A 25,628-nucleotide genomic window follows, 5' to 3' on the forward strand; every position below is an offset into this window, starting at 1 on the left:
GCCTCCGGGTTGGGAGGGTGAAGGTGCTGAGGGGCGGCCCCGCGGGCGGGGCGCCCGGGGGGTCAGCGCTCGGGCTTGGCGGGCCGCTGCATCAGTGCGGCGGCGGCCTCGTCGAGTGTGATCTTCTCGTTCAGCAGGTCGGCCATGACGTCCGTGATCGGCATCTCGACGTCGTGGGCGCGGGCCATGGCGAGGATCGCCTCCGCGCTCTTGACGCCCTCGGTGGTCTGCCGGGTCGCGGCCGTCGCCTCCGCGACGCTCAGGCCGCGGCCAAGGTGAGTGCCGAAGGTGCGGTTGCGCGAGAGCGGGGAGGAGCAGGTGGCGACCAGGTCGCCCACGCCGGCCAGGCCCGCGAGGGTGGCCGGCTCGGCGCCCATCGCCGTGGCGAGGCGAGTTGCTTCGGCCAGCCCGCGGGTGATGAGCAGAGAGGTCGAGTTGTCGCCGAGGCCCATGCCCGAGGCGATGCCGACGGCAAGGGCGATGACGTTCTTCACCGCGCCGCCGAGCTCGCAGCCGACGACGTCGGTGCTGGTGTAGGGCCGGAAGTACGGGGTGTGGCAGGCCGTCTGGAAACGGCGGGCGGCGGTTTCGTCGGGGCAGGCGATGGTGGCGGCGGCGGGCTGCCCCGCCATGATCTCCGCTGCCAGGTTCGGACCCGACAGGACCGCGACCCGATCCATCGGCACGCCGGTCACGTCGGTGATGACCTGACTCGCCCGCAGCCCACTCCCGGCCTCGATGCCCTTCATCAGCGACACGATCACCGTGTCGGGCCCGATGTGCGGCGCCCATGCGGCGAGGTTGGTCCTCAGGGACTGGGCGGGGATGGACAGAACGAGGAAGTCCGCGCCGTCCAGGGCGACGGCCGGGTCGGTGGTGGCCTTCACGGTGAAGGGCAGCTCGATGTCCGGGAAGTAGCCGGGGTTGCGGTGTTCCGTGTTGATCGTGTCGGCGATCTCGCTGCGGCGGGCGTGCACGATGACGTCGGTACCGGCGTCGGCCATGATCTTGGCGACGGCGGTGCCCCAGGACCCGGCGGAGAGCACCGCTGCGCGGAGAGAACGGTGCTGGGTCACTGCGGGATCTCCTCGTGAAACGGGGGCTGGCCGCCGAGAGGGCGGGGCGCGGTCATCGTATCGGCCGTGCTGGGGGCCGGGAGAGCGTGTGCGGGGCGCCTTAAGGTCAGCAGGACGGCGCGGCGGCCGGGAAGTTTGGGTAGCACCTGGTGCGCCTCGCGGAGCATCCGTTCGGTCTCGACGTCGCCGAGTTCGCGTCGCAGGTAGTCGGCGTGGGCGATCCACAGCTTGTAGAGGCGGTCCCACATGGCCGGCTCGGTGGGGCGCTCGTCCACGTGCTCCACCATGAGTCCGGCCGCGTGGGCCTGCTGGTGCCAGGTGGGGTCGGTGCCGCGCCTCGTCGAGCGGGTCAGGAGGAGTCGGCCGCCCGGGGCGAGGACGCGGCCGAGTTCGCGCACCGCGGCGGTCCGGTCGGTGGCGTTGCCGAGGGCGTCCACGCACACGATGCCGTGGGCATGGCCGCCGGGCAGGCCGGTGTGCTCCAGCTCGGCCACGCGGAACGCGGCCCGGTCGGCGGAGCCGAGGAAGTGGGCTCGGCGACCGGTGGCCTGCGCGACGGCGACCGGGGAGAGGTCGAAGCCTTCCAAGCGCAGCGCGAGGGCGCGGGCCAGCCACAGGCCGATCCCTCCGCTCCCGCAGCCGGCGTCCACGAGGAGCTGGCCGGGCCGCATCCGCAGGCGTGCCGTCATCAGCCCCAGCAGGGGCCAGTCGCAGGAGCTGGAGGCCACGGTCTCGGCCGGGTAGTCCTCCCCCATCGCGGTTGCGTAAAGGCGGGCCACGAGATCGGTGCGGGCGCGGGCGGTGTGGAAGGCGTCGTACTGGGCGGAGCGTCCCCCGGACGCCGCCGCCCTGGTGGTGTTCATCGGGGCATCGACCTCCTGATCCGGGAGCGGGTGCCGGGGCAGACGACCTTCACGGCGTGGACCGGGCTGTTCGGGTGGGAGAGGTCCAGGGCGACCGGTTCGTGCCCGGTGGCGTGGGCGATCTCCACGGCCAGGTCGGCGGCCTGGACGGCGAAGCCGCCGACGGCCGCGGCGAAGTGGCCGGTCGCGTCCGGCCACGGCACGAGCCCGGAAGTCCGTGCGGGGCGGAAGGCCGGGGTGCCGGTGCTGCTGGGGGCGCTGGTGAGGTCGTCGCGGGTCCCGGAGATCGCGGTCAGCCGGGACTGCGCGGCTTCCGCCAGGGCCCGGGTCAGGGCGATCTCCGGAACGCTGTGGCAGCCGCCGCCCGCGAAGACCACCGGGAGGTCCTCCGACCACAGGTAGGCCACGCACACCGGCAGCCCGTACGGGCCGTCGACCATCGCGATCTCCAGCGACATGCTCGCGGCCGCGAGCATGTCGAGAACCTCACGGGCGTGCGGGTCCTGGACCGTCCCGGGTGCGATGAAGGTGCGCCAGGATCCGCCGTCCGCCTCCTCGCGGTAGAGCACGTCGCGCTCCACCACCTCGAACAGGGCGTGCAGCAGTGCCTCGTCCCGTGTGTTCCCGCAAGCCAGGCCGGTGCTGGTCGCGCGCAGCAGGTCGGGGCTCCACTCGGGCCTGCGGGCCCGGCATCGGACGAGGTCGGCCGGGAGCAGCTGGTCTTGGCCGCTCACCAGGCCCGTGCCTGCTGTCCACTCCCACACCATCTGGCGCAGGGTGTGGTCCGGGTAGGGGACGGTCATCGGCAGCGCGGCCACAAGGCAGTGGGGGGCGACCTCGGTGGCCGGGCCTCGTGCCGAGATCGGCAGGGGCTGCTCAAGGTGCCACAGCTCGATGGCCTCCATGACCGCCGACAGCTTCGCCAGCAGCGGCGTGGCCCCCTTCCCCTGGGAGGTGCTCAGGGTCAGGGAGGCGGGCCGGATCGCCGTCCAGACCGGTAGCCCGATGCAGTCAAGGCCGGTGAGGTCGGCGAGGCGGGTGATCCCGAACTCGGGCAGCAGCCCGGCCACCGCCGCCCACGTCTGCTCGGGCCTTCGGGCGCGCACGGTGCCCGGCAGCGCCACCAGGTCGTCAACACGCATGACGGGCCTCCATCCTCTCGCTGCTCTCCTCCAGGAAGCCCGGGACGATCCGCTTGGCCGCCTCAATCGCGCGGGCGCCGCAGACGAGTCCGCGCGCGGACGCCTCCGCGTCGAAGTCCGCTCGTGGGCACTGCCACACCCGCAGCAGAATTTGGCGGGTGAGGTGGTCGCGCACCGCGTCGGTGGAGAAGCCGGGCCGGCTGCGCTGTATCCGCGCGAGGGCGGCGGCGTACCGGGCGACCGCCTTGCGGTCCTGGCCGCTCTCGCCTTCCAGCAGCAGGGCCACGCTCGCTTCGTCCCGCAGATCGAGCGGCGGGTGAAAGACCTGATCGGCGGGCACGTTCCCGCCCGTGAGCTGGGTCAGGCGCACGTCGAGCGGCAGCCCGGGTCTGTCGGCCGGGTTCAGGGAGCGGTGCTCAAGGTAGGCCGTCCACCTCGTACGGAAGTGCGGGTCGAAGACCTGCTGGTAGACCAGGCGGTCTTCCGTGGCCAGCTCCAGCCCGTCGACGGTGGTACGGGTGAAGGTGTTGGACCAGCGCCGGAAGTACGTCGTCTCCCAGACGGCCGGAGCAGGCCGGGTCTCGGCCGGCTGCGCCCATCCGCTTAGCGCGATGTGTACCGCCGTGAGGGCGTCGGCCCGCTTGAGGTCGCCGAAGTACCGGTTCTGGTCGAGGCGCCCGGCCAGCCACGCGGCGAAGTCCGTCTCGCCCTGGCGGCGGCACACGGCCCAGACCGCGGCCGTGGTGCGCTGCGGGTAGTAGACCGCGCGCAACGCCTCCAGGAGCTGGGCGGCCCTGTCTTCGTCGAGTACGTGGGCGGCCTGAGCCAGGTGCAGGACCTGCCGGAGGTTGACGACAGGCCAGGTCAGCGCGTCCCACTGCCCGTCCGGGGCTTGGCCGACCGCCACCTCGTCGTCGCCGTCGATCTCTCCGCGCACGTAGGAGGTGTAGATGCTGCCGACGCCGAGCATCCCGAACGGCGCGAGCTCGGCCGCCCGCAGCGCGCCGATGCTCGCCGCGCCGATCACGGAGATACCCCGGCCCATGGCGGCCAGGATCTCCTTGTGCCGCAAGGCCAGCGCCTGGTGGTAGACGCCGTCGATGAGAACCACCGTGTCGCCGCTGCGCAGGGCGCTGTCGAACAGGTCGCCGTGCCGGGCCGGCGGCCGTACCCGCACGCCGGGCACGGCGAGCTGCGGCTCGGTCTTCGCGAGCGTCGGCCCGACGAACACGTAGATCACCTGGGACCTCCGGACAGTGGCGCTGTGAAAGGAGTAGGGGAGGGCGCCCCTCCCCCGTGTCCCGTGGGTGGAACGAACGGGAGAGGGAGGGGCGCCCGGCTCAGGGCGTTCAAGGAACGGCTACTCCTCGTCGAAGACGTCCTGGGCGACCACCACGGCCTCGGCGATCTCTTCCATCGCCTCGGCCGGCGTCGCTGAACTGGCGGCTGCGGACTTGGACTGCTCCACGGGTTACTCCTTCTTCATGTGTTGCGGTTGCGGACGGTGCAGACGGCCAACCGCCCGTACCGGTGGTGGAGCGGGCCCTGCGGCTGGTCGCCTGCGGGTCCGCTCGCCCGCCCCGGAAAGGGGCGGGGGATCTGGGGGTGTTCAGCCCTGGGTGAGGGTGACGTGGTCGGCGACGATCCACTCCACCCCGCCGCCCTCGGGGCGCAGGAAGATCGCGCATGGGTTGATGCGGCGGGTGGCGGGGTCCTCCCACTCGCCGATGAACTGGACGACGCCTCGACGTCCGCCGTCGTCGACGGCCACCGCGCCCTCGCGGAGCCAGCGAGGGAGCTGACGGTCGTCCTTGGCACGGCGGGTGCCCGCCGATCGGAGAGGTCGCAGGTTCTTCGAGGCGGGACTGTTCATGCTGTGTCCTTGGTGGGTGGCTCAGCGGGGGGACGTGCGGAGCACGAGGTGGGCGCGGGGGACTTCGTCCATGCGCTGCCGGCTTGCCCAGCCGTCCATATAGGCAGGCAGGTTCTCGGGCATCGCCCAGCCTTGGAGTTCGTCGGGGAACGGCCTCGCCAGCACTTGGAGGTAGAGGCAGCCTCCGGGGCGGAGCCACCGGTCGCGGACCTGGCGCAGCAGCCGTTCGGGGTCGTACAGGTAGCGGGTGGTCATGCGGGCGACCACGAGGTCCACTCCGTCGACGGGGAGCCAGGGGGGCGGGCCCGTCTCGGCGTCGTGTGCCGCGTACGACAGGCCGGTCCCCTGCCCACGGAGCCGGGCGAGGCCCAGGTTGTGGGGCGAGAGGTCGAGTCCGGTCACGTGGTAGCCGTGCGCGTGGTGCAGCCAGTGCGCGAAGCGTCCCGTGCCGCAGCCGACTTCGACCGCCGTACGGCCGGCTCGCCCGGTGACCATGTGCTCGGCGACGAACAGCTGCTCCGCGGCGGTGATCGGGCCGTGCGCCGCGATCATGTTCAGGTCCCAGGGACCGGTCGTGCTGCGGATGGTGCCCGGCGCATGCGGCGGGGAGGCGGGACGACTCATGGTGTGGTCCTTGGGATGGCTGTCGCACGGGAGTGGGTGGGCCGTACTGAGGACCGTAGGTTCGCCCGCGGGAAGCAACGAGGACATATCACAGGACATTTGACGGGAGTAACGTCAGAGCTCTCACTCTGGGTGGCCGCGATCTCACGGCCGCCGCTCTCCGCGAGGTCCGCGACCGGGGGTAGCCATGTCCCGACCGGGAAACAGCAAGTTCGCCGATGCTCGTCGGCTCTTGGGCTGGCACAGCCAGAGCGATGTCGCCGACGCGTACGAGGCCCACTCGGCGCTGCTGGGCGAACCCGCGACCATCACCGTGCGCCAGGTTCGCCGGTGGGAGTCGGCTGACCCCGGCTGGCCCAAGCGGAAGATGACCCGGCGCGTCCTGGAGTCGATGTTCGGGGTGCCGCTCGCCGAGCTCGGCTTCATTCCTCCCGCCTCGGGGAAGGACTCCGTCGACCAGGAGGAGGAATCCATGCGCCGGCGTTCCTTCCTCGGTGGCTTCGTCGTGGGCGCGGCGCCTCTCCTCAACCCCGGCGGCCAAGGCCAGCTCGCCGCCGCCCTCGCCAACGCCCGCCGCTACAGCGACCACGCCCTGGTCGGCCACCTGCGCTCAGCGCTGGACGAAGCCGCGCGCAGCGACGGACGCACCGGACCGCGCCAGGCACTGCCCACCGCGCTGGAGCTTCTCACCGTCATCGACGAACTCGCCCGGGACACCCGCTCATCCGTCCGCCGCGAGCTGCTCATGGTCGGCGCCCGCACGGCCGAGTTCACCGCGTTCCTCCACCGCGACGCCGGAGCGCCGCCCCAGGTCACCCTGTACTTCCACGACCGGGCCATCGAATGGGCCAGCATCACGGGCGACGGCCCGATGCACGCCTACGTGCTGCTCCGCAAAGCCCAGGCCGCCGATCGCGGCGATGCGGCCCGCATGCTCGACCTCGCCCACGCCGCTGCCCAAGGCCCCTGGAGGCTGCCCCCGCGCGCCCGCGCCGAAGCCCTCCAGCAGGAAGCCCGCGCTCTCGCGCTCACCGGCGCCCCGCCCCACTCGGTCGCCCGCACCCTCGGCCAGGCCCACGATGCCCTCGCCTCCGCGGCCCCGGCCGAGCCGGCGACCTGCACGGGCCCGCTGTGTGCCGGATACAGCGAGAACCGGCTGATGGCCCAGAGCGCGATCTGCCACCGCGAAGCCGGACAGCCCCAACAAGCGGTCACCCTGCTCCGCCAGCACCTGGCCGAGGGCGCGTTCGCCACGCGCGACCGGGCCTTCTTCACCGCCCACCTCGCCGGGGCCCTGGCCGCCGCCGGACAGCCCGATGACGCCGCCGCCACCGGGCTGTCCGCACTCCAGCTCGCCGCGGTCCCCGGCTTCGGCCAGGCGCTCGGCGAACTACGCCGCACCGCCGGGGACCTCCGCCCGTACGCACGGCGGCCCGCCGTCCGGGAACTCCGCCAGGCCTTGACCTCCCTGCCGATCTAACCGGCGAGGAAGCCGCAGACCCTCTCGATCACGGCGGCCTGCCACACCTGAGTCTGCGGATCCGCGTACAGGGGGTCCTCGTGCACGGCGAAGCCGTGCTGCGCCCCGTCCAGCTCCATCAGCTCGGCCGGCCCACCGAACACCGGGAGGTAACGGCGGGAGGACTCCACCGGCACGAACGTGTCCTTCGTCCCGTGCACCAGCAGGGCTGGCGCCCTCACCTGGCGCAGGTAGACGTCCGGGTCGAGGTAGAACACCTCGTTGTGCAGGGCCCGGCCCAGCTCCCACGGGGACTTCTCCGTGTAGCCGCGCTCGTCCAGGTCCCGGGCGGCGGACGCGGTGATGTAGTCGGCGTCGAAGTACGGGCGGCTGGTGACGTACCGCTCCCGGTAGTCCAGACGGGGGTTGAGCAACACCAGGCGATCGACGTCCTGTGGCCGGTGGGCCGCATGGAGCGCGGCGGCACCGCCGGAGAACGAGGCCGCGATCACGTGCACCGGCCGGTCCACGCCCGCCTCGGTGCGCAGGTGATCGCTCGCGGCCCGGATGTCGTTGGCGACTCCCGCGATCGTCACCTCCTCGGCCCGGCCACCGCTCGCGCCGTGCGCACGCAGGTCGAACCGAAGGCATTGCACGCCCTCGTGGGCGAGCCCGGCGGCGAGCCGGGTGAAGAACCCGCCCTCATGCCGGGTAACCCCGGCACCGTGCACGAGGACTGCCGCCCCCACCGCCGTGCGCTCGGGCACCGTCAGCGTCCCCTTTAGCGCAGTGCCGTCCAACGATCCGAACGCGACGTCCAACTCAGAGGTCATGGACAGATCGTAGAGAACACCTCACTGGGGACGAGGGCGCCGAAGGATCCGCGGTTGCCCTCGATCGAGCCGTTGCTTAGTCCTCGGAGACGGTTCGGGCTGCGGCGAGCAGCCTCTGCGCCGTGCGCTGGCCAACCTGGTAGCGCTCGGCGATCTCGGCGGTGGTCACCTGTTCCAGGAGGAGAAGGGCGGAGACCTCCGTGACGCGGGGGTCGTGCCGGTGGCGCTGGGAGCGGTTGCGGGGATCGCCGGGCTGTCGGCCGGGGTTGTGGTGACGCTGGTCCGGGGAGTCGCGGCGGGCTTCGATGCTTCGGCGTGTCCACCACGATCGGCCGTGGCGCTCGGTGCCTGCGGGGAGGTAACCGGTGGTGGCGTACGCGCGGACGGTGGTGGCGTCGATGCCGAGAACGGCTCCGGCTTCCTTGTCGCTGAGGAGGTCGTCGGGGTGGAGCACGTCATCGGCAGGGGTCGCGGGGATGGGGGCGCCCTTGATGTAGGCGGTGGCCTGAGCGGCGTCGTAGAGGCGCAGCCTCTCGCGCGGGTTGAGGACGGGGACGCGGGCGCGGAAGTCGGCGCCGTGGCGGCGCCGCCAGGTGTACACGGGCAGGCCGCTCGCGGTGGCGATGTCGTCCTCGGTCATGGTGCTGCGTCCCTGGGGGATCATCCGCGGCTCTCTTTCGGTGGGGCGGGTCCAGCGTGCCGTACGCCGGACCGGCGGGTGTTGGTGGCTCGGGGCTGATGAAGAGGCTCGTCTTCCGGTACGGGTAGGGCGGTCGGTGCCACGACGGGCTTGAGCCGGGGGACTGCGGCGGTGCGCACCGGGAGTCGGCCAGCGGACCGGGTGTCGCCCGGCGGCCTGGTGCTGCTGCTGCGTGCGCGGCCAGGGGCTGGCCCCCGGTCTGCCGTCGCGCTCCCCCGCTGGGAGCGGCTCGGTGCGGGGGGGGGGGGGAGCACCGGGGTGCGCACGGGGGATGGCCGGCGGACCGGGTGTCGCTGGGCGGCCTGAGCCGTGTTCCGGCGCGCGCGGCCAGGGTCGGGTCCTCGGGTGGCCGTCGCATCGCCCTTCGTTTTGGGGCATGAAGGTGCCCGGCCGGTTTCGCGGCTCCGGCCGGGCGGTAGTCGGGTCAGTCAGCGCGGACGGCCAGAATGCCGTCGCGTAGCTCCCATTCGTCGGCGTCGACCAGTTCGCTGGGATAGATGTAGTGGTCGCAGTCCGGGTTGGTGCAGTAGAGCAGGGCGGTTACGTCTCGCAGAGCAAAGAGTCCGGTGGCGCACCGGCCGCAGCGCGGGAAGATCCAGGAGCTGAGGCGGCGGCCCTGAATGACCGGCTGGAGCTCGGCGAGGAGGTTCTCCGTGTCCTCGTGCAAGGTACGGACGGCTCCGGCGGAGTCGTAGAGGATCCGGTAATCACCGGTCTCCGTGTTGCAGGCGGTGAGTTGCAGGCTCTCGTGGTCGGCGACGGGGTGGTCCACGGTGACGTCCCCGCTGAGGTGTCCGGTGCCGCTGATGGTGACGAGCCACGGACCGACATGAGCTACGAGGAAGCTGTCGTCACCATCCCAGGAGCGGGTGGCGAGGATGCCAATGCGGCTCAGGGCAGCTGTCAGATGTGCGGACAGCGGGGGCAGGGTGTCGGTTGTGTGCATGGAGTGCCTTTGTGCGGTGGGGCCCGGCCGGATCGGGTCTCCGGCCGGGCGGGGGGTGGTCAGGAGCGGTTGTCACCGTGCTGGTGGGGGATGGTGAGCGGCCGGGGCTCGGCCTCTTCGGTGAACTGGGCGAGTGCGGCGCAGGCTGTGTTCAGCGCGGACCCGCCCGGGATGTGGTGTGCGGAGGCAGCGAGCAGGTCGGCGATGGCACCGGCGAAGGCTGAATCGTCCAGCCCTTCCACGGGGGCGGGCCGGACGGTGGTGCGGACGTAGGTCAGGGCGCGGTGGAGGATGTCGACGGCGTCGTGGTGGTCTGCGGTTGCGGCGTGCATGACGTCGCTGACGGCTCCGGTGAAGGCGGCCTGTGTCTGTGTGGGCGCCAGGTAGCCGTGAACGCTGGCGGCCTCCGCCACCAGTTCCACTCCCCGCTCCACATCCGTCGGGCTGTCTACGTGGTCGTAGAGATCCATGTAGGTGTGGACGGTGGCCAGCCCGGTGCGGGCGTAGGCGTCCCGCAGGGCGCCTCGGATCGCGGTGACGGCTGCGTCGGCGTCGGTGTCCGGGGCGGCGTCGGCCCGCCCGGTGTAGACCGGCTCGTATTCGGTCTCCCCGGTAGGGCGGTAGAAGACTTGCCACCCCTGCTGGGGCGTGGGGTTACCGCCGTGCTGGCGCATAACAGTGATGTGGCTGCCGGTGGGGGTGTCGATGACGATCCTGTCGGTTGCAGCGCTGACGTACTCGTGGTGGTTGAAGTGGATTCCGGCGGCGTTGAGGGCCAGCTCCAGTACGGCGGTCCTGGCGACCTGGCTGTCGGTGATGGTCATGGTGTGCCTCCGTGCGGTGGGGGGGTGGGTGGTGCGGACCGACCACCTCACCCGACACAAGCTGATTTACAGCGATAGATGACAGATCAGAGGACGGCGGCGACTTGGGCGCCGAGCCACTGGGCGACATTGCAGCTCACGGCGTTGCCCGCCTGCTGGGTCTGCTCTGTCTTGTTGCCGCGCATGATGTAGTCGCCGGGGAACCGCTGGGCGGCCAGCTGCTCGCGCGGCTGCAACATCCGGAAGCCGCAGTCCTCGACCCGCAGGGGCTCGGTGTCGGCGGAGGTGAGGACTCCGGCGGAGTCGCGGGTGGCGAGGGTGAGCATCGGCTCACTGGTGGGCTTGGCCGTGCCCTTGCGGTAGGGGATGACGAGTCCGTGGTGGCGGCCACGGGCGGCGAGCGTGGCGAGCGGGCGTTCCACGGTGTCGACGCGGCCGTTGCGACGCATGGTGACGACGTAGGGCATGGTCACCAGGGCTTCGGAGTCGCGGGTGGTGCGGGTCCTCATCGGCTCGGCGATGCCGGTGGTGGTGTCGTTCCAGCTGCCGCCAGCGGGAACGAGCATGCCGTGGCGACTGGGAACCAGAAGGCCTTCGCCGACCTTGCGCGTCCGGGACGGGAGGGGAGCCTGCTCGGGGAGCATCGCCCGGCCGTCGTGCCCGGAGTGGTTGAGCGTGAGGAGGCTCGCGCGCTGCGGGTACTGACGGAGCCCCTTCTCGATGCGCTCCAGCGTCTTGGCCGCCAGGGGGCGGGTCCGGTCGCCGATCCTCGTGCCGAGGTTCGTCCAGTCGATCGCTGCGGCGGCCGGTCGGGTGTAGGGCTCGACCAGGGAGTTGCGGCACCGGGTGTTGGGGCAGCGGTAGTCGTACTGCCGGGCGTACTTGCCGATGGTCCGGCCCTTGCGCCAGGTCTGGACGCCCTCGACGTCTTCCCCGCAACCGGCGCACCAGGCGAGCGGACGGGGGCGCAGGTCCGGCATCGGGATGCCGACGCGGGTGAAACAGATGTAAATGCGGTCGCGCCACTGCGGGGCGTGGAGGTTGTCGGGGCCGCCGACGTGGGCAGAGGAGACCGAGACGATCTGGGAGTTGTAGCCGAGCAGTTCAATGCCCTGGACCCACCAGCGGAAGAGGCGCCAGTCGGTGGCGAACTCCGTCACGTTTTCACACAAGATCGCCTTGTAGTAGTGGACCTCGGCGGCCCTCATCACGTCGTACGCAGTCGCGCGGGTGCGGACGAACGCCTGCGGGTCAACAGGTTCGTAGTCGTCGTCGCCGATGCCGATCTGCCCGTCCTGCACGCTGCGCCGGGTGCCTCCGGCGGGGCTGATCTCAGTGCAGATCGGGGAGGCCCACAGGATGTCCGTGCGCGGGAGCTTCCTCATGTCGTAGTTGTTGATGTCGGCGCAGATGTGGTCTGCGTCGCGGTGGTTGGCGCTGTGGGTCTCGATGGCGACCTTGGAGTGGTTGGCGGCGAGCTTGAGCTCGTATCCGGCGGCCACGAGGCCGGTGCTGGAGCCTCCGGCGCCGCAGAAAATGTCCGTTGCGGTCAGGGACATGACAGCTCTCATTCCGTGGTGATGGGCTTCTGACGGGCTGCCAGGGTGGGTACCGACCACCCTTGGCGACAAGAACAATTTTACAGCAATAGCAGACATTGTGGCGGTGTTTCCGCAGCTCAAACGGGTGATTCCCACACGCGGGGGGAGGCCGCGAGCCCCGGCGGCGGCTCGCCGATGTGCCGGGCCGAGCGGGGTGGGTCCCTCGTTGGGCGGCGCTCTCGGTGGCCCTGCGGGCGGGTGGGGGTGGCGGAGCTTGCGGAGCCGGCCCCGCCCGGCCGTAGGGCATGGTGCGGAGGGGCGTCCAACGAGGGACCCACCCCGCGCACCACAACCTTCCCCCACTCGGCGCGCGTTGTCGTCGCCCCCCTCAGCAGGGTGGCCGGGGGTGTGGGCGGCGGAGCCCCCGCTGTCTGGACCTGCACCCAACTATGCGGAAGCCCGCGAAAGTGCGATTGTCCGGATGTAGCATCCTGGCAATTGGGTTGGAAGGTGTCCCACATGGCCGTGTTACCTGTTTGCCAGGACTGCTGCCAGATCGTCACGGTCAACAAGAACGGAAAGATCGAGACCCACAGCCCAGAGCCCTACGGCGAACGGGCGTGCAACGCCTCTGGCCTGCTGACCGGCCGCGTAAGGGACATTGTGGTGAGCAGCGCCCTCCGGGCGCACGCCGTCAGGCGGAGCAGGCCGACTACTTCGTGGGGGCCTGTCCGTAAGTCGGGATCGCTGCCGCGCATGCCTGAGGCCGACCTCGATGCCATGCCGGCCCCGAAGTGGCTGCCGCAGTTGAAGGCTGGAGCCCTGGCCTCGGTGACCCTTCCCGCCGCTGGGTGGCTCGGTGTATGGCTCCCCGGCTACGCGAAGCCCACCCAGGCGTATCGCGTAGAGGCCCTGACACAGCGCAATGTGACCTCAACCTGGAGCGCGCGCATGGAGTGCTGGACGGTAAATACCCAGCATTTCCTCTCCGTTGCGAACGCACTAATGCGGCGGAATGAACAAATTTTGGTAGGCCGCGAGTACAACCCCAGGGAAAAATGCACTTCCAGCTGCAAGGCAGCTCGCGGACCCTTGTGTACATGTTCCTGTCACGCTAAGCACCACGGCGGCGGACGATGGATGGCTGGCTGGTGCGTAGCCGAAGAGTTCGGCACCGTGGTCGATGGCAGCCGTTGGCACTGGATGATCACAGGTAAGGCTTAGGAAGCGGTCTCAGTTAGGCCCTATCCGTCCGATCATGCACCTACCGCGCCGACGGCATCTCGGCTGCCTCTACGGCCGATCTTGATGGGCCCGACCGCGGTATCGCGGCCGGGCCCAGATCTAGCGTCCCGGCCGGGGTCCGCGCTTGGGATCAGCCGCTGTCCGGCGCAGGTGTCCCGGCTGGTCGGCCGGGGCGCCCCTGGGCTTCGGCGGCTTTCGGACGGTGGTCGAGCGGGACCTCGCAGCGTTGACCTTCACTTGCGAGGCGGCCAGGCCCTCGCCCAGCTTGCGCATGCGCTTCTGGAGTTCGGATTCGTCCTCGCGCCGAGGAGCGGCAGATCGCCCGTAGCGGTCGGCGGCCTCGTGGAGTCTGTCCATGCAGGTGGCCGGATCCGGTTCGTGACCGCGTAGGCGGTCGGCCGCGCGCGTCGCCAGCTTGGCGATGCGCTCGCAGATCCGGATGGAGGTCTTCTTCCACCAGGCCTGCACGCGGCCGTCGCCCATGATCTTCTCGAAGTGGGCGCCGGTCTGGCGCGCGATGGCTTGCCGCAGGTTCCGGGCCGCACCACGCACGGTCTGGATGTCCTGCCACTCGGGCGTCGTGTGCAGTGCGTCCTGGTGCTGGTCCGCTGCGGCGAGGGCCCTGTTGACGGCAGCGGCGTCCTGATCAGCGGCCGTTCCAGGTGCGTCGTCTCCAAGCCGTCCGCTCCCTGCCGCGTTCTCCTCAGGGGCAGGAACCACGGGCTGGATGGTCTCGGGTCCGTCAAGCGCCTGTTCCAGGGCGGTCAGCTCGTCGTGGAGCGCTTCCCGGAGGTCGTGAGCGACGCCTCCGTTGGCCAGAACCGCGGCCTCCCATGCGTCCTGGAGTGCGCTGATGTCGCTGAGGAGATCCGTGTCGGCGACGTCGGGCTCGTAGGAGGTGAAATCGTCGGGATCGGGCCCGGTCCACAAGGGAAGGTCCGCCTGGGGGATGACTTCCCCGGCCGGCTCCACCGGCGCAGGCTCCGAGACGCTCGGCGGGGCGGCGGCGGGCTGCTCCGGTCCTACCTCGTCCCGCTCATCGCCTGCCGGCACGGGAGAGGTGGAGATGTATTCCGCAACGTTCGGTGAAACGGCCGATTCTGCCGACTCCTCGGGGGACGGCATCGGTACCGGGTCGGCTTCGGCTTCGGCCTCGGGACGGTCGTCGACGGGGACCGATAGGTCCCGTGCCGGTTCGGGTACGGCAGGGATCGGCTGCGGAGCGATCGGTTCGGACTGAACGCTGGTACTCAGGTCCTGGTCAGGTGTGGCAGTCACCGTCTCGCTGGCCTTGGCACTCTGCTGCTGGTCAGCCATCTCCTCGGGTTCGGCCACGGCGGTACTGTGCGACGGCTCTTCCACCTGGACGTCCTTGGCAGCCGCGGGCTCGACCTCCGGGATGACGGCCTGTCGAAGAGCCTCCCGCTCCTCGCGGACTGCCGCGGCCGTGGCCTGGAGGCGCGCCTCCAGGCGGCGGGCATCGCGGGCTAGGTAGGCCAGCGGAAACATCATGTGCTGCCGCTCAGGCCCAGGTGTGGCGGGCAGGTAGGAGACCCATGTCATGGCCGCCGCGTCCACCGCGTTGAGGCGGTCTTCCATCTGATTCGCGTACAGCGCCTCGTGGGGCGCGGATGCGAGGCCCGCGAGCGCGTCGGTGACGGCCTGCAGGTGGTGATCCTGTTCGTACGTCGCCGGCCAAGCTCGCGCCGCCGCTTCGGTGACCGCGTTGCGGTGCCGGGCCGCCAGGGCTGCCATCTCGGATCGTACGACGTCCGCGCGGGTCGCTGTTTCGGTGTCCTGCGCGGGGACGGGCGCCGCCCCGTATGCATCGACGTTGCCGATCGAGTAGAGGATCGCGCTGTGGTGCGCGGCTTCCTCGGGGGTGGCGACCGGCGGGGTGACGTCGAGGTCGGCAGCCGGGTCGGTGATTTGCCCGTACCAGCCTCCGGCGGCCGAGTAGCGCACGATGGCGAACTCGACGCCTCCTTCGAGAACCTCACCGTAGTCCGGGTCCTGACCGACCTCGCCCGACAAGCGCAGGCTGAACCGCGCGTCTTCGTCGAGAGCTGTCGTGCGGACGTACTGCTCCTGCGGGGGTTCGGGCACATCCGCTTCCAGCTCTGTTTCCGGGTCCGGCGGCGTGTCTGGCTCCGGCTGTGGTTCCGCTGGCCCGGGGAATGCGACGGCCGGCTCGACGGCTACGTCGCGGTCGGCACTTGGGGCCTGCTCCTGTTCGCGTTCGGCACGCGTGGCCTCCAGGGCCGCGCGCAGGTGGTCCCGGAGGCGGTTGGTGTCGTAGAGGAGGTGGGCGATGCGGTAGCCCATGTGCTGGCGCTCTGCACTTCCCGGGTCCTCGGACAGGGTGCCGCGGAGCACCGTGGCGGCCTGTTCGACCGCTTCCAGGTCTGCTGCCATCCGGCGCGCGCCCGCCGCGTCGACTACGGCGCTTTGCATCCCAAAGAGCCGCTCGACCAAGTGCTGGAGCTGAGGGTTGCTCCCGTAGGCCGTGGGCCAGGCCCTCGCCGACGCGGTCGCGATCAGGTCGCGGTGCATGCTCGCGGTGTCGCGGAAGGCCCTGCGGACCACGTCGGCTCGGGACAGTCGGCCCTCTGGTTGTGCGCCGGGGATCGGATCCCCGTACGGGACCGCGGTGAGCGACGAGAAGTAGACGGCTCCTTCGTGTGCCGCCTGGAGCGGGGTCGCGACCAGTGAGGTGACATCGCCGGGAAGGCCTTCTGCGGACAGGCGGGCGAACCATCCTCCGCCCTGGCTCGGTCGCACGGCGGCGATGCCGGTTTCCCGGTAGAGCAGCTCGCCGAACTCCGGCGGCTGGCCGTCCCAGCCGTACAGCCGCAGCTCGAACTCCGGATCTGCGAGGGCAGTGGTCTCGATGTACTGCACGGGCGCCGGCGGATCCTCCACATCGGGGGCGGCGGATCCGGTGTCAGGCGTCGCCGTCATGTCGTGCTCCTCCGCGTTGTTGCGGCTGTCGATGCCGTCGGCGCCAGGCACGTGGCCGGTGTCGGTCCCAACAGGGTCGTCTTGCGGACCGTCGGGCTGGCTCTCGGTGGCCGGTGTCTGGGTGTCTGGTACGGGAGGCGTCTCAGACTGCGTACTGGCGGTCAGGCGGTCTGCGGACTGTTCGCCCGGTTCACCGGAGACGGCGGACTGCCGGGCGGGCTCTTCGTCGGAGAGGTCGGCTTCCGGTGGTGGAGGGCCTGCGGCGACGTGCGCGATCTCGGCCGGTGTGTGGTCGGGCCAGGGGGTGGGCGCGCTGCCGAGCCACTCGGCGACGTGCGGGTGAGGCACGCCGGGGTGGGCATCGGCCCAGATGATGGCGGTCTCGTGCGGGCGGCCGAAGGCGCGTCCCACCAGCTGGCCGTACTCGTCGACGATGACGGTGTTGAGCACTGAGCGCGGATGTGTCCGGGCCAGATCGGGCGGCAGAGTGGTCGCGGTGTAGGAGCGGCCCTCGTAGGTGTACCTCCACCAACCGTCGGCGAGGTCTTCGGTGGTGACCGGTGGCATGTCGGCCTCGGCCACGACCTCGGCGGCCGGGAGGTCCTGGCCGGTGATGGTGCGGATGCTGGTGCCGTCCGGCGATACGGATTCCACGACGTAGCGCATGGCGTCGTGGAAAACACGGTCCTGCGGCGCGTACCCGGAGGCGGTGGTGCCGGGTGCACCGGCCGCTTCGGGGGCCGGTGTGGATTCCGCGACGGGTGGGCTCTCGGGGGTGTCGGGCTCCGTGGGGCTGTGGCCGGGTGCTGTCGGCGCGTGCTCGTCACGGGGCTGGGCCGGTACGTCGGCAGGCGCACTCCGGGTGCTGTCGCTGTCTACGTCCTCCAGACCAGGGAGTTCGGCCCGGTCCTCGTCCTGCTTGTCCACGGCTGCCTCCTGGGACGGGGTGATCGGCTCCTTCGGCGGGGTCTGCTCAACAGGGGCGGCCGGTTGGAGTGCGCGGGCGGAAGCCAGCTTCTCCTTGCCGAGCACGGCGTCGTCCGCCTCGACCGGAGACGGGGCCTCCTCTACGGGCTCAGGGTCCGCACGAGGTGGCGGCGGTGTGTAGGGCCCGGCGTAGGGGTCCAGCTCGCCGATCGGCGGGATCGACGCGCGGCGCCGGGCCGTCTCATACTCCTCGAAGTGCAGCTTGTCGGCGGCGTTGAGCAGCACCTTGCGGGAGCGCCGACCGACAGCGGTGGTCGTGTCGACGGCATCGGCGGCGGCCTCGGCTGCGAGGCGCAGTGCCTGCATCTGGGCCACGCTCATCACGTAGCGGCGGTGGTCGCCGGCCCACGGCGGCGTCGGCAGCTCGGAGCCGTCCGGGTAGGTCCCCACGAGAGGCAGGGTGCGCAGCAAGGCGACCTGAGCCGTGGTCAACTTAATCTCGCGGACCGCGTACGGCGGGGTGATCGGCCGAGTGTGGCCGACCATGGAGCTGGGCTTCCTGTCGGTGTTCACGTTTCCGGCGGCTCTCAGGGCGGGCAGTCCGGACTTCGCCGGCAGCTGCTCGTGGAAGGGCATGTCGTCGGGTGGTCCTCCGGCGGCGTCCTGTCCCCACCAGTAGCGTTTGCCGTCGTCGCCGATCCGGGCGCGGACCCAGCCGATGACCTCACCGGGCTCGTGGACGTTGCCGTCCCAGTCCACGACCATGTTCTCCGCAATGGTGCCGTGGCCGGCCTCGACGTCCAGGTCGCGCAGGCGCCGCCGGTACGGGTAGCGCATGACGATGCCTGCAGGGGTGGCGGCCTGGGCCGCGTCCGCTTCGTTCTGCCTTCGCCGTTCCAAGTCGGCCGGGTTGATCAGGGATGCGTCCGGCTGGCCTGGCCGGTAGAGCTCCGACCGGTGGTAGATCCGGGCGCCGACGGCCTCGGTGTCGACGAGCGCGACGTCGCCGTTCAGGGACACGAGCCGGCCGGGACCCTCGGGGGTGATCACGTCGAGTTGTTCGCCCGCGTCGACCTGTTCGGCGATCTCGTCCCGTTCCTCGCCAACCGTGTCGTTGTCCTCGGGGGCGGGCTGCGGTGTACCGGCCGTGGGGACGTCCGGAGTCGGCCCGGTGTCGCCGGTCGGTGCCGTGGCGGGTTCGAGGTTCTCGGGGCTGGTGTTCTGCGCCCGTGTGGCGGCCGGGGTCGCAGCGGCTTCGAGGGTCGCGGCCTTCCTGGCAGCCTTGGCGGCATCCCGCTTCGCCTGGGCGGCAGCCTTCTTCTCTTCTGCTGCGGCGTGTGCCTCAGCGTCCCGGTCGGCGAGGATGGCGGCCTGGTTGATGCCGGGGCTGCTGTCGATGCCGCGCTCGCGGTCGCAGGCGGCCCGGACTTCGGCGAGGGCGCGGTCCATCTTGTAGCCCTCGGCCGAGCGCCACTTCCGCGGCACCGGCCAGACGAACGCTGAGCCGTCCTGCGCACGCAGCGCCTGGTCCAGCTCGGCGGCGAACGCCTCGGCGTGCTCGCGCTCGCCGGGCTCCCATTCCGCGATGCCGGCGTAGGAGACGCTCTTGAGCCGGTGGCCGTTGGCCGGCACGACTTCCCAGCCCTCGGCGATCTTCGAGGTCCGCTCGACCAGGACGTAGCCGGGCGTCGCCGCCATGTGCAGCCGTTGGCCACTGCGTCCTTCAGCAGCGGCCTTGACCCACCAGTCCTGCGACTGCAGCCACACCCGCCGGACCGCCTCGACCTCGGGGTCTGCCGACGCGCTGTCCACGGCCGCGCGAAGCGGTACCTCTTCGGCGGCCGCGGTTGCCTGCGCGGGCTCCGCTTTCTGTGGCTCGGGGGCCGATGCCCCTTCCGGCGCCGGGCCGGTTTGCGGTTCGACGGGGACGGTCTGACCCTGCGCTCCGGCGGCAAGAAGGTCTTGGAGTGCTGCGAGTTCACGGTCCCGGACCGCGCCCAGAACGTCGAGAGCAAGCATGCCGTCAATCCGGTTGATCAGCGTCTGCGGGCTCATCGCCTCCAGCTCGGCGGCGGTGAGGCTTTCCCTGTCCAGCACCGGAAGCTGATCGAAGCCCAGCACGACCTGCGCATTGGACGCGCCGAGGCTGTCGAAGCCGACGTACAGCGGAATGCCCCGAATGTTGGCGTACAGGATGCGGGAGTCGGGGTCGAGGTTCTGCTTCTCGGGAGGCAGCTCAGCGGCCTCCCGCATGACCCTGAGAAGGCTGTCCCGCACTTCGGTTCCGGCGGCCTCGCGGTCCGTGAAGGTGGTGTTCCGCCGGTCCATACGGAAGTCGGCGCCCTGGTCGCGGAGGTACTCCATGGCGCTCTCCAGGGCACGGACCTCGTCCATGCGTACGGAGGCCTGGCTCTCCTGACGTTCGCTTTCCCGCTGCTGCGCCAGGAAGTCCAAGGTGGCGGTCAGGCGCTGCGCGTACCGGTGCGCGACGTCCGCGATCTGCAGGAGCAGCGCCCGGTCCTCCTCGCGGGCGTACGCGTTGTTTTCCGCCAGGTAGGTGTCGGCGCGGTGAGCGGCCTGCGCCAGGCCCTCGAACTGCTCGGCAACCATCCCGCCGCCTGTGGGGCCTGCAGTCGCCGCCGCGACGCGGCTGCGGTGGTGCCATGAGGCGACCAGGCCGGCGGGATTGGTGTATCCGGGAGCCTCGTCGGCCAGCACGCCCTCGGCGTCCACCAGCATCGGCAGTGCTGTCTGAGTCGCCGCCCAGTGCTCGTAGACGGTCTGGACCCGGTTCTGCTCGAACGTGGCCTCCGCCTGGCTGCCGAAGGGGCGCACCACTTCTGTCCATCCCGCTCCGGCCATCGCCGCGATGTCCTTGTCGATGATCTGCGCGAGTACGGGGTCCGGCTCCGGGGCTTCGGGAACAGGAGGCGGGTCGGCCTGCGGGTCGTGGACCGCTGCGTGGACGGCTTCGGCGACTCGCGCCACCACTGCCCTGCGGGTCTCCGGGGAAACCTGGAAGTACTGCCTGGCCCACTCGGGCCAGTCGTCCATGTCCAGGTCGTCCCAGCGGTCGCTGAGGTGGTTGCCCACCCACTTGATCAGGGGGATCGCGAGGTTGGTGACGTCGTTGGACCTCGCCCAGGTGATGACTCGCTCGTCCAGGAGTCCGCCCGCCGTCAGCTCGCGCACGGCGGTCTCCCACGGGTCCACCACGGACGTGGCTCCGGGCCCGGTGGGGTCCGGCTGGACCTGACCGTCCGGGAGCGGACCGTCGGCTGCGGACGGCGCAACAGGTGCCGGTGCGTCGGGCGAGCTGCTCGTGGCCGGCGCGGCGGGCTCCGGCTCCTCGGCGCTGTCCCCCAGGGTGGCGGGTTCCTTGGCCGCAGGTCCGGCGGTGACGGATGAGGCGGCCTCGGGCATCAGGGTGTCCGGGCCGTCGCCGAGCAGCAGCAGCTCCCCGGGAGCCGCGGTGCTCCGTGCGGGGGTGGTCGATGGCTCCTGGGCGGTCGAATCCGTCGCCTGCTGCTGGATGGCATGCTCGTCGGCGATGAGGGATCGCAGCCGGTCGGCTTCTGCCCGGAGCTCAGCGAGCTTCTCGGCGGCGTCGCCGGTGGGCGTGGGTCCGGACTCCTCCTCCAGGTTGGCCTTCTTCTCGTTGACGATGACGAGCTTGCTGAGGAGCTTCTCCTCCATCTCCTTGGAGCGGGCCGCGATCCGGTACGGGTTGTCCTCGTAGGTGCGGAAGTTCGCCGCGGCGTCAGCCCTGTGGCCTTGCTGGTTGTGGATTTCGCGTTCGAGTTTCTCGGCGTCGTCCGGGAGCTTGGTGAGGAAGTTCTCCAGGGAGACGATCGCGCCGCGGCCGTTGGACTCGTTGACGGCCGAGCACTGCCACTGCGCGCGGTCGTCGCGGTGGCCGACGGGGACGACGTGGCCCCAGGCGAAGCGGAGCTTGAGCTGGCGGCGGCCGCCGGCGTCGTAGGAGATTTCGCCGTGGAAGTCCTGTCCGCCCAGGGTGCCGACGGGGACGCGCTGGCCGGGGCTGAGGCTGGGGTCGCGGGCGAGGGCGACCATGCGGGCTCCGAGGGTGGCGGCCGCGGTGTCGCGGCTGCGCAGGGTGCGGCCGTCGATGGTGATGGCGAAGGCGTCGCCGCCGGTCGGGCGGCGGTTGGGCATGGCCGCGCGCATCCCTTCCAGGCAGGGGGCTGCGCGCTGGAGGTAGTCGTCCAGGTCCTTGGCGAGCTGGAGGCGGCCGTCTTGCTGGCGGTCCCAGGCGCGGGCGAGGCCCTGCATGCGGGCGCGTTCTGCGGTGGCTTCGGCGAGCTGGAGGATCGCGGGGTCGCCGGAGGCGAGCGCGGAGAGCATTCCGAGGTTGAGTGCTTCCTCGCCGATATCCTCGATCTCGCGCAGGTTGAAATCGCGGCGCTGGATCTGGGAGATGAAGCGGGCCTTGCGGGCCAGGGCGTTGAGACGGAACTCGTCGAAGCTGCCGCTGGTGACGTAGTAGAAGAGGCGGACGTGGTCGGGGGTGTCGGGGATGCTCGGGTCGTTGAGGTTGCCTTGCCGCTCGATGCGGCCGTCCCGCTGGGCCATGTCGGCGGGCCGCCACGGGTAGGACAGGTGGTGGAGCGCGGTCGCCCTGTCCTGGATGTTGGTGCCGGTGCCCATCTTCTCGGTGCTGCCGATGAGCACGGCGACGCGGCCGGCGCGGCAGTCCGCGAAGAGGCGCTCCTTCTTCTTGTCCGTGGACGCCTCGTGGATGAAGCGGATCTCCTCGCGGGGCATGCCCGCGGCGATGAGGTGCTCGCGCAGGGAGTCGTACAGGTCTACGGGATGCTCGGCGCTGGAGCCGGGGGTGCCCTCGTCGCAGAAGACGAGCTGAAGTCCGCCGGGTACCGGCTGCGGTGTGGGGTCGGTCTTCGAGGTGGGGTAGACGACGTCCTTGGTCTGCTCCCAGACCTGCATGATCTGCTCGGCGGCGTACTCCAGCTTGCTGCCCTCACCCTCTTCACCGCCCACCAGGCGCATGTCGAGGCTGGCCCGCAGCCCGAGCCCCAAGGCTTTGAGGACGCCTCCGGGCTTCCTTACCCACTCCTGGCGGGGCAGTTCCTTGATGAACTGGCGTTGTGAGCCGGTGACGGCGAAGTGGATGGGCTCGCCGCGCTGGCCGTCGGGGCCGGCCAGGACTGGGGGAACGGGGAGGTTGAGGTCCTCGGCCATCTGCACGTCGGCGAAGGCCCTGTACGCGGTCATCAGCTCGGGCACGTTGAAGAAGCGGGCGAAGCGCGCCTTGTACTTGTAGCCGTCGCCCTTGGCATCGGGCTCCAGGGAGGAGACGACCTCGCCGAAGGTCGCGGCCCAGCTGTCGAAGTTCTCCAGGCCCATCCGCTCCAGGAGTTCGGGGCCCAGGTAGCGCTTGAGGACGTAGGCCTCGGTCACGCTGTTCGCGATCGGGGTGCCGGTGGCGAGGGTCGCGACACGGTTGTGGCCGTTGTACTCGCGCAGGTAGTCCAGCAGCATGTGCAGCTTGGTCGCCTTGGCGGAGCCCTGGATACCGGCCCCGGGGATCGCCGAGATCGTCCGCAAATTCTTGTACTGGTGCGCTTCGTCGACCATCACGTAGTCGATGCCGGTGTCCTCCAGGCACATCCCGGCCCCGTCGGACGACTCGTCGATCTGCTTCTGCAGGCGGGCCTCGGCGTTGGCCAGGCTCGTCTCGATGTCCGTGATCGTCTTGTCGTGCATGCCTGCCTCACGGGCGGCATCGAGCTGCGCGCGCAAGCTCGCCATCTCGCGGTCGAGGTAGGCCTGCATGGTCTCCGGCCGCAGCGGGGCCACGTTGAACGCCTCGTGCGTGAAGATCACGGCATCCCAGTCGCCGCCCGCGATCCGTGCGAGGAACTTGGCCCGCCGCTTCTTGTTCAGGTCACTCGCGCTGATCGCCAGCAACTTGACCCGCTCACGGTCCGGGTAGATCTCGCGGAACTCCCGGGTGACCTGCTTGAGCATGTGGTTGGGGACCACGATCATCGGCTTCTTCGCCAGCCCCGTGCGGCGCAGCTCCATCGCGCCGGCCACCATCGTGGCCGTCTTGCCCGCGCCGACCACATGGGCCAACAGCGCGGTCGGCTCGGACACGATCCGGCGCACCGCCGCGTTCTGGTGATCCCGCAGGCGCCGCTGCCACAGCGTGCTCATGCCCGGCAGCGTCAGCGGCGCCTTGTCGTACTCCGGGAGGACCAGGCTGTTGAACGTGGTGTTGTAGATCCCCGCAAGGCGCTCGGCCCGCTCCGAGTCCGCCCAGATCCAGTCGTCGAAGGCCTGGACGATCAGCCGCGCCTTCTCCCGCGCAGCGTCCGTGGCCACCTGGTTGACGTGGATCTTGCCGTCCTGGTCCCTATAGGTGACCTGGATGGTCGAGTCGGCCTGGCGCAGGATCGCCAGCATCAGCTCCTGCGCGGGGCGCTCGGGGGTGCCCCACTCCGAGCGGGCCAGGTCGCCGATGTGCGCCCCACGGACCTCCCAAGTGGTACCGCCCGCGTGCCTCACCTCGGCATGCTCGAAACCCAGATGACGCAGGAAGGCCTCGTAGTCCTGGACCGGAATCCACGGGGCGCCGCACTTCGCCTTGATCTCGGCAGGGGTGAGGTCCTCGGGCTGGACCTTCTCCAGCGCCGCGACGTTGCCGATGTAGGAGGGATCCTCCGTCGCGGCCTCGCGGGCCTGCTCCAGCTTCTCGCGGACGTTGCCCGACAGGTAGCGGTGGCGGGGCTCCCAGAAGCCGGCCTGCGCCGGATCCCGGAACGCGAGGTGGCTGATCTGGACGGCGGCCTCGTTCTCGGTGACACCGAGCAGGCTCGCGACCCGAAGCATGTCCAGCCGGCCGCCGTCCCACTCCAGGGCCAGGGCGAAGGCGTCCTCGGGGGTGGCCGCCGTCGTGGGCAGCACCCGGGGCTCCAGGACCCGGGTGTGCAGCACCGCCTGCTCGACGCCGGACGCGGTGCGCTCGTCCCACTCCTCCAGGCCGAACAGCACATCGGCGTCGGGGTCATCGTCGATGAGCCCGTAGGCGGTTCGGGACTTCCACTCGTCCGGGACCTTCGCCAGCCCCAGCCGGGCGGCGCGCTCCTTGGCCTCCTTCGGCGTGAAGATGCGGAACTGGCCCGGCTTCGTCAGCGGCGGATTCTTCCTGCGGTAGGCCTGGTAGGCCTCGCGCAGTACGGTCCGAAGCTCGGCGAGCTCCGCCGTCTCCCCCGCCTCGGCAGTGGCGCTCTCCGCCTTGTAGAGGGCGAGGGCATGGGCCTTGAGGCTGATGAGCTGGACCAGGCGGCCGTGCTGCTCGGAGTGGACGTCGAGAGGGACGATGCTGCCGTCTTCCACGATCGTCGGGTTGCCCAGCTCGTCCAGCCCGAGCGAGCCCTCGGTCAGCGCCTGCTTCAGCGACACCACCCCGTCCCCGACGGCCGTCGGCCGGACGGTGGAGGGCGTCGCGGTCAGGCCGACGGCGGCGGCGTGGGCCGCGATCGACTCGGTAGCCGCGGTCAGGCCCGCGGCGGCGTCGCGCTCGCCGGCGACGGTGGGCTCGGGACCGTACTTGCCGAGCCGCGCCCGCAGCTCGCCCACCACATGCTCCGGGTGGTCCAGGAAGTACGGGTTGACCCGTACCGGCTCCTCGTGGCCGTCGAGGACCAGCTCCCGCGTCGTCAGCCATCCGTCGGCGCCGCGCTCCTCCCCCGGCATGCGGCGCCGCAGAAAGACAACGTCGGTGACCACATCCGTGCCGGCCGCCTCCCGGTGGGCCCCCAAGGGGAGGCGGACCGCACCCACCAAGTCCCCGAGTTCGTACAGCCGCTCGCGGGGGCTGGTGTCCTTCCCGTCCATGGTGAATCGCGAGGTGATCAGGGCGACGATGCCGCCCGGACGCGTGGCCGCCAGCGACTTCAGGACGAAGTGGTCGTGAATCGACAGCGCCAGATCGGCGTTGTGGACCTTGTCGTACCTGCTATAGCGGCCGAAGGGGATGTTGCCGACGACGGCGTCGAAGGCGCCGTCTGGCAGGTGCACGTCCTCGAACGGGGCGGTGATGATGTCAGCGTCCGGGTACAGGTGCCGCGAAATGGCTGCGGTGTTGGCCTCGACCTCGACGCCCGTCATCCGGATGGGTACGGCGGTGTCCTGGGGGGCCAGGCCGATGTAATTGCCGCTGCCTGACGTCGGCTCCAGCACGTGTCCGCCGTCGAAGCCCATCCGCCGGACTCCATCCCACACCGCCTCGACCAGGCCGGCATCGGTGTAGTGGGCGTTCAGCAGGTTGCGGCGGGCATCGGCCCACTCTGTGTCGGACAGCAGCGAGCGGACCTGGGCTCGGACCGGTTCGAGTGCAAGCCAACGGGCCCCAGCCCGACGCGTTTCCCGGTCCGCCTCCGGCCCGGGATCCTGCGGTCGCGCCGCGAACACCAGCTTCAGCGCCCCCCAGCCGGACCAGCGGGCCAAGGCAGCCTGCTCCTCGGCCGTCACTGCACGGCCTTCACGCTCCAGCTGCTGGACCAGCTTCAGAGCCTCGATGTTCGCGTACGCGCGCTCACCAAGATGCGATGGAGCCAAGTCCTGCTGG

At 70.8% G+C, this 25,628-nt stretch carries 13 protein-coding genes; 1 reads left to right on the forward strand and 12 read right to left on the reverse strand.

Annotated features, from left to right (window positions below; translation table 11 throughout):
• Nucleotides 1-62 precede the first annotated feature (62 nt).
• The 6 genes from OG509_RS42335 to OG509_RS42360 form a co-directional block, all read right to left on the reverse strand.
• Complete coding sequence (locus tag OG509_RS42335; protein WP_331740747.1) at nt 63-1,076, reverse strand: NAD(P)H-dependent glycerol-3-phosphate dehydrogenase; 1,014 nt, start codon at nt 1,074-1,076, stop codon at nt 63-65.
• Nucleotides 1,073-1,939, reverse strand: coding sequence for a class I SAM-dependent methyltransferase (locus OG509_RS42340; protein ID WP_331740750.1), 867 nt, complete (start codon nt 1,937-1,939; stop codon nt 1,073-1,075). Before OG509_RS42340 ends, OG509_RS42335 begins: the two co-directional genes overlap by 4 nt.
• Nucleotides 1,936-3,081 carry a YcaO-like family protein gene (locus OG509_RS42345; RefSeq protein ID WP_331740753.1) on the reverse strand — a complete coding sequence of 382 codons (1,146 nt, stop codon included), beginning with the start codon at nt 3,079-3,081 and terminating at the stop codon, nt 1,936-1,938. The genes OG509_RS42340 and OG509_RS42345 overlap by 4 nt, the downstream gene beginning before the upstream one ends.
• The gene (locus tag OG509_RS42350; protein WP_331740756.1) at nt 3,071-4,321 is read right to left on the reverse strand and encodes a TfuA domain-containing protein; all 1,251 of its coding nucleotides are present in this window, start codon (nt 4,319-4,321) and stop codon (nt 3,071-3,073) included. Before OG509_RS42350 ends, OG509_RS42345 begins: the two co-directional genes overlap by 11 nt.
• 369 nt (nt 4,322-4,690) lie before the next feature.
• Nucleotides 4,691-4,954, reverse strand: coding sequence for a hypothetical protein (locus OG509_RS42355; RefSeq protein ID WP_331740759.1), 264 nt, complete (start codon nt 4,952-4,954; stop codon nt 4,691-4,693).
• A 21-nt stretch (nt 4,955-4,975) separates the two neighbouring features.
• Nucleotides 4,976-5,578 (reverse strand): class I SAM-dependent methyltransferase, encoded by a 603-nt coding sequence (locus OG509_RS42360; protein WP_331740762.1) that lies wholly within the window; start codon nt 5,576-5,578, stop codon nt 4,976-4,978.
• 187 nt (nt 5,579-5,765) lie between these two features.
• Between OG509_RS42360 and OG509_RS42365 the strand changes: the two genes are divergently transcribed.
• Nucleotides 5,766-7,058 carry an XRE family transcriptional regulator gene (locus OG509_RS42365; RefSeq protein ID WP_331740768.1) on the forward strand — a complete coding sequence of 431 codons (1,293 nt, stop codon included), beginning with the start codon at nt 5,766-5,768 and terminating at the stop codon, nt 7,056-7,058.
• Here OG509_RS42365 and OG509_RS42370 read toward each other — a convergent pair.
• The 6 genes from OG509_RS42370 to OG509_RS42395 all read right to left on the reverse strand — a co-directional run bounded on the left by OG509_RS42370 (nt 7,055) and on the right by OG509_RS42395 (nt 25,618).
• Nucleotides 7,055-7,870, reverse strand: a complete 816-nt coding sequence (locus OG509_RS42370; RefSeq protein ID WP_331740770.1) for an alpha/beta fold hydrolase — start codon at nt 7,868-7,870, stop codon at nt 7,055-7,057. The two genes, OG509_RS42365 and OG509_RS42370, sit on opposite strands and share 4 nt — an antisense overlap.
• Before the next feature lie 76 nt (nt 7,871-7,946).
• Nucleotides 7,947-8,534, reverse strand: coding sequence for a DNA-binding protein (locus OG509_RS42375; RefSeq protein ID WP_331740773.1), 588 nt, complete (start codon nt 8,532-8,534; stop codon nt 7,947-7,949).
• A 460-nt stretch (nt 8,535-8,994) separates the two neighbouring features.
• Entirely contained in the window at nt 8,995-9,516 is a 522-nt protein-coding gene (locus OG509_RS42380; protein ID WP_331740776.1) for a hypothetical protein, read from the reverse strand.
• Nucleotides 9,517-9,575: 59 nt separating this feature from the next.
• A complete protein-coding gene (locus OG509_RS42385; RefSeq protein WP_331740779.1) occupies nt 9,576-10,340 on the reverse strand; it encodes a hypothetical protein in 765 nt (254 codons plus the stop codon).
• Between the two features lie 86 nt (nt 10,341-10,426).
• Entirely contained in the window at nt 10,427-11,899 is a 1,473-nt protein-coding gene (locus tag OG509_RS42390) for a DNA cytosine methyltransferase (RefSeq protein WP_331740782.1), read from the reverse strand.
• A gap of 1,326 nt (nt 11,900-13,225) precedes the next feature.
• Nucleotides 13,226-25,618: a DEAD/DEAH box helicase family protein gene (locus OG509_RS42395; protein ID WP_331740788.1), complete on the reverse strand. Its 12,393-nt coding sequence runs from the start codon at nt 25,616-25,618 to the stop codon at nt 13,226-13,228.
• Nucleotides 25,619-25,628 lie beyond the last annotated feature (10 nt).

The organism is Streptomyces sp. NBC_01006 (assembly GCF_045162725.1).
Taxonomy (GTDB): domain Bacteria; phylum Actinomycetota; class Actinomycetes; order Streptomycetales; family Streptomycetaceae; genus Streptomyces.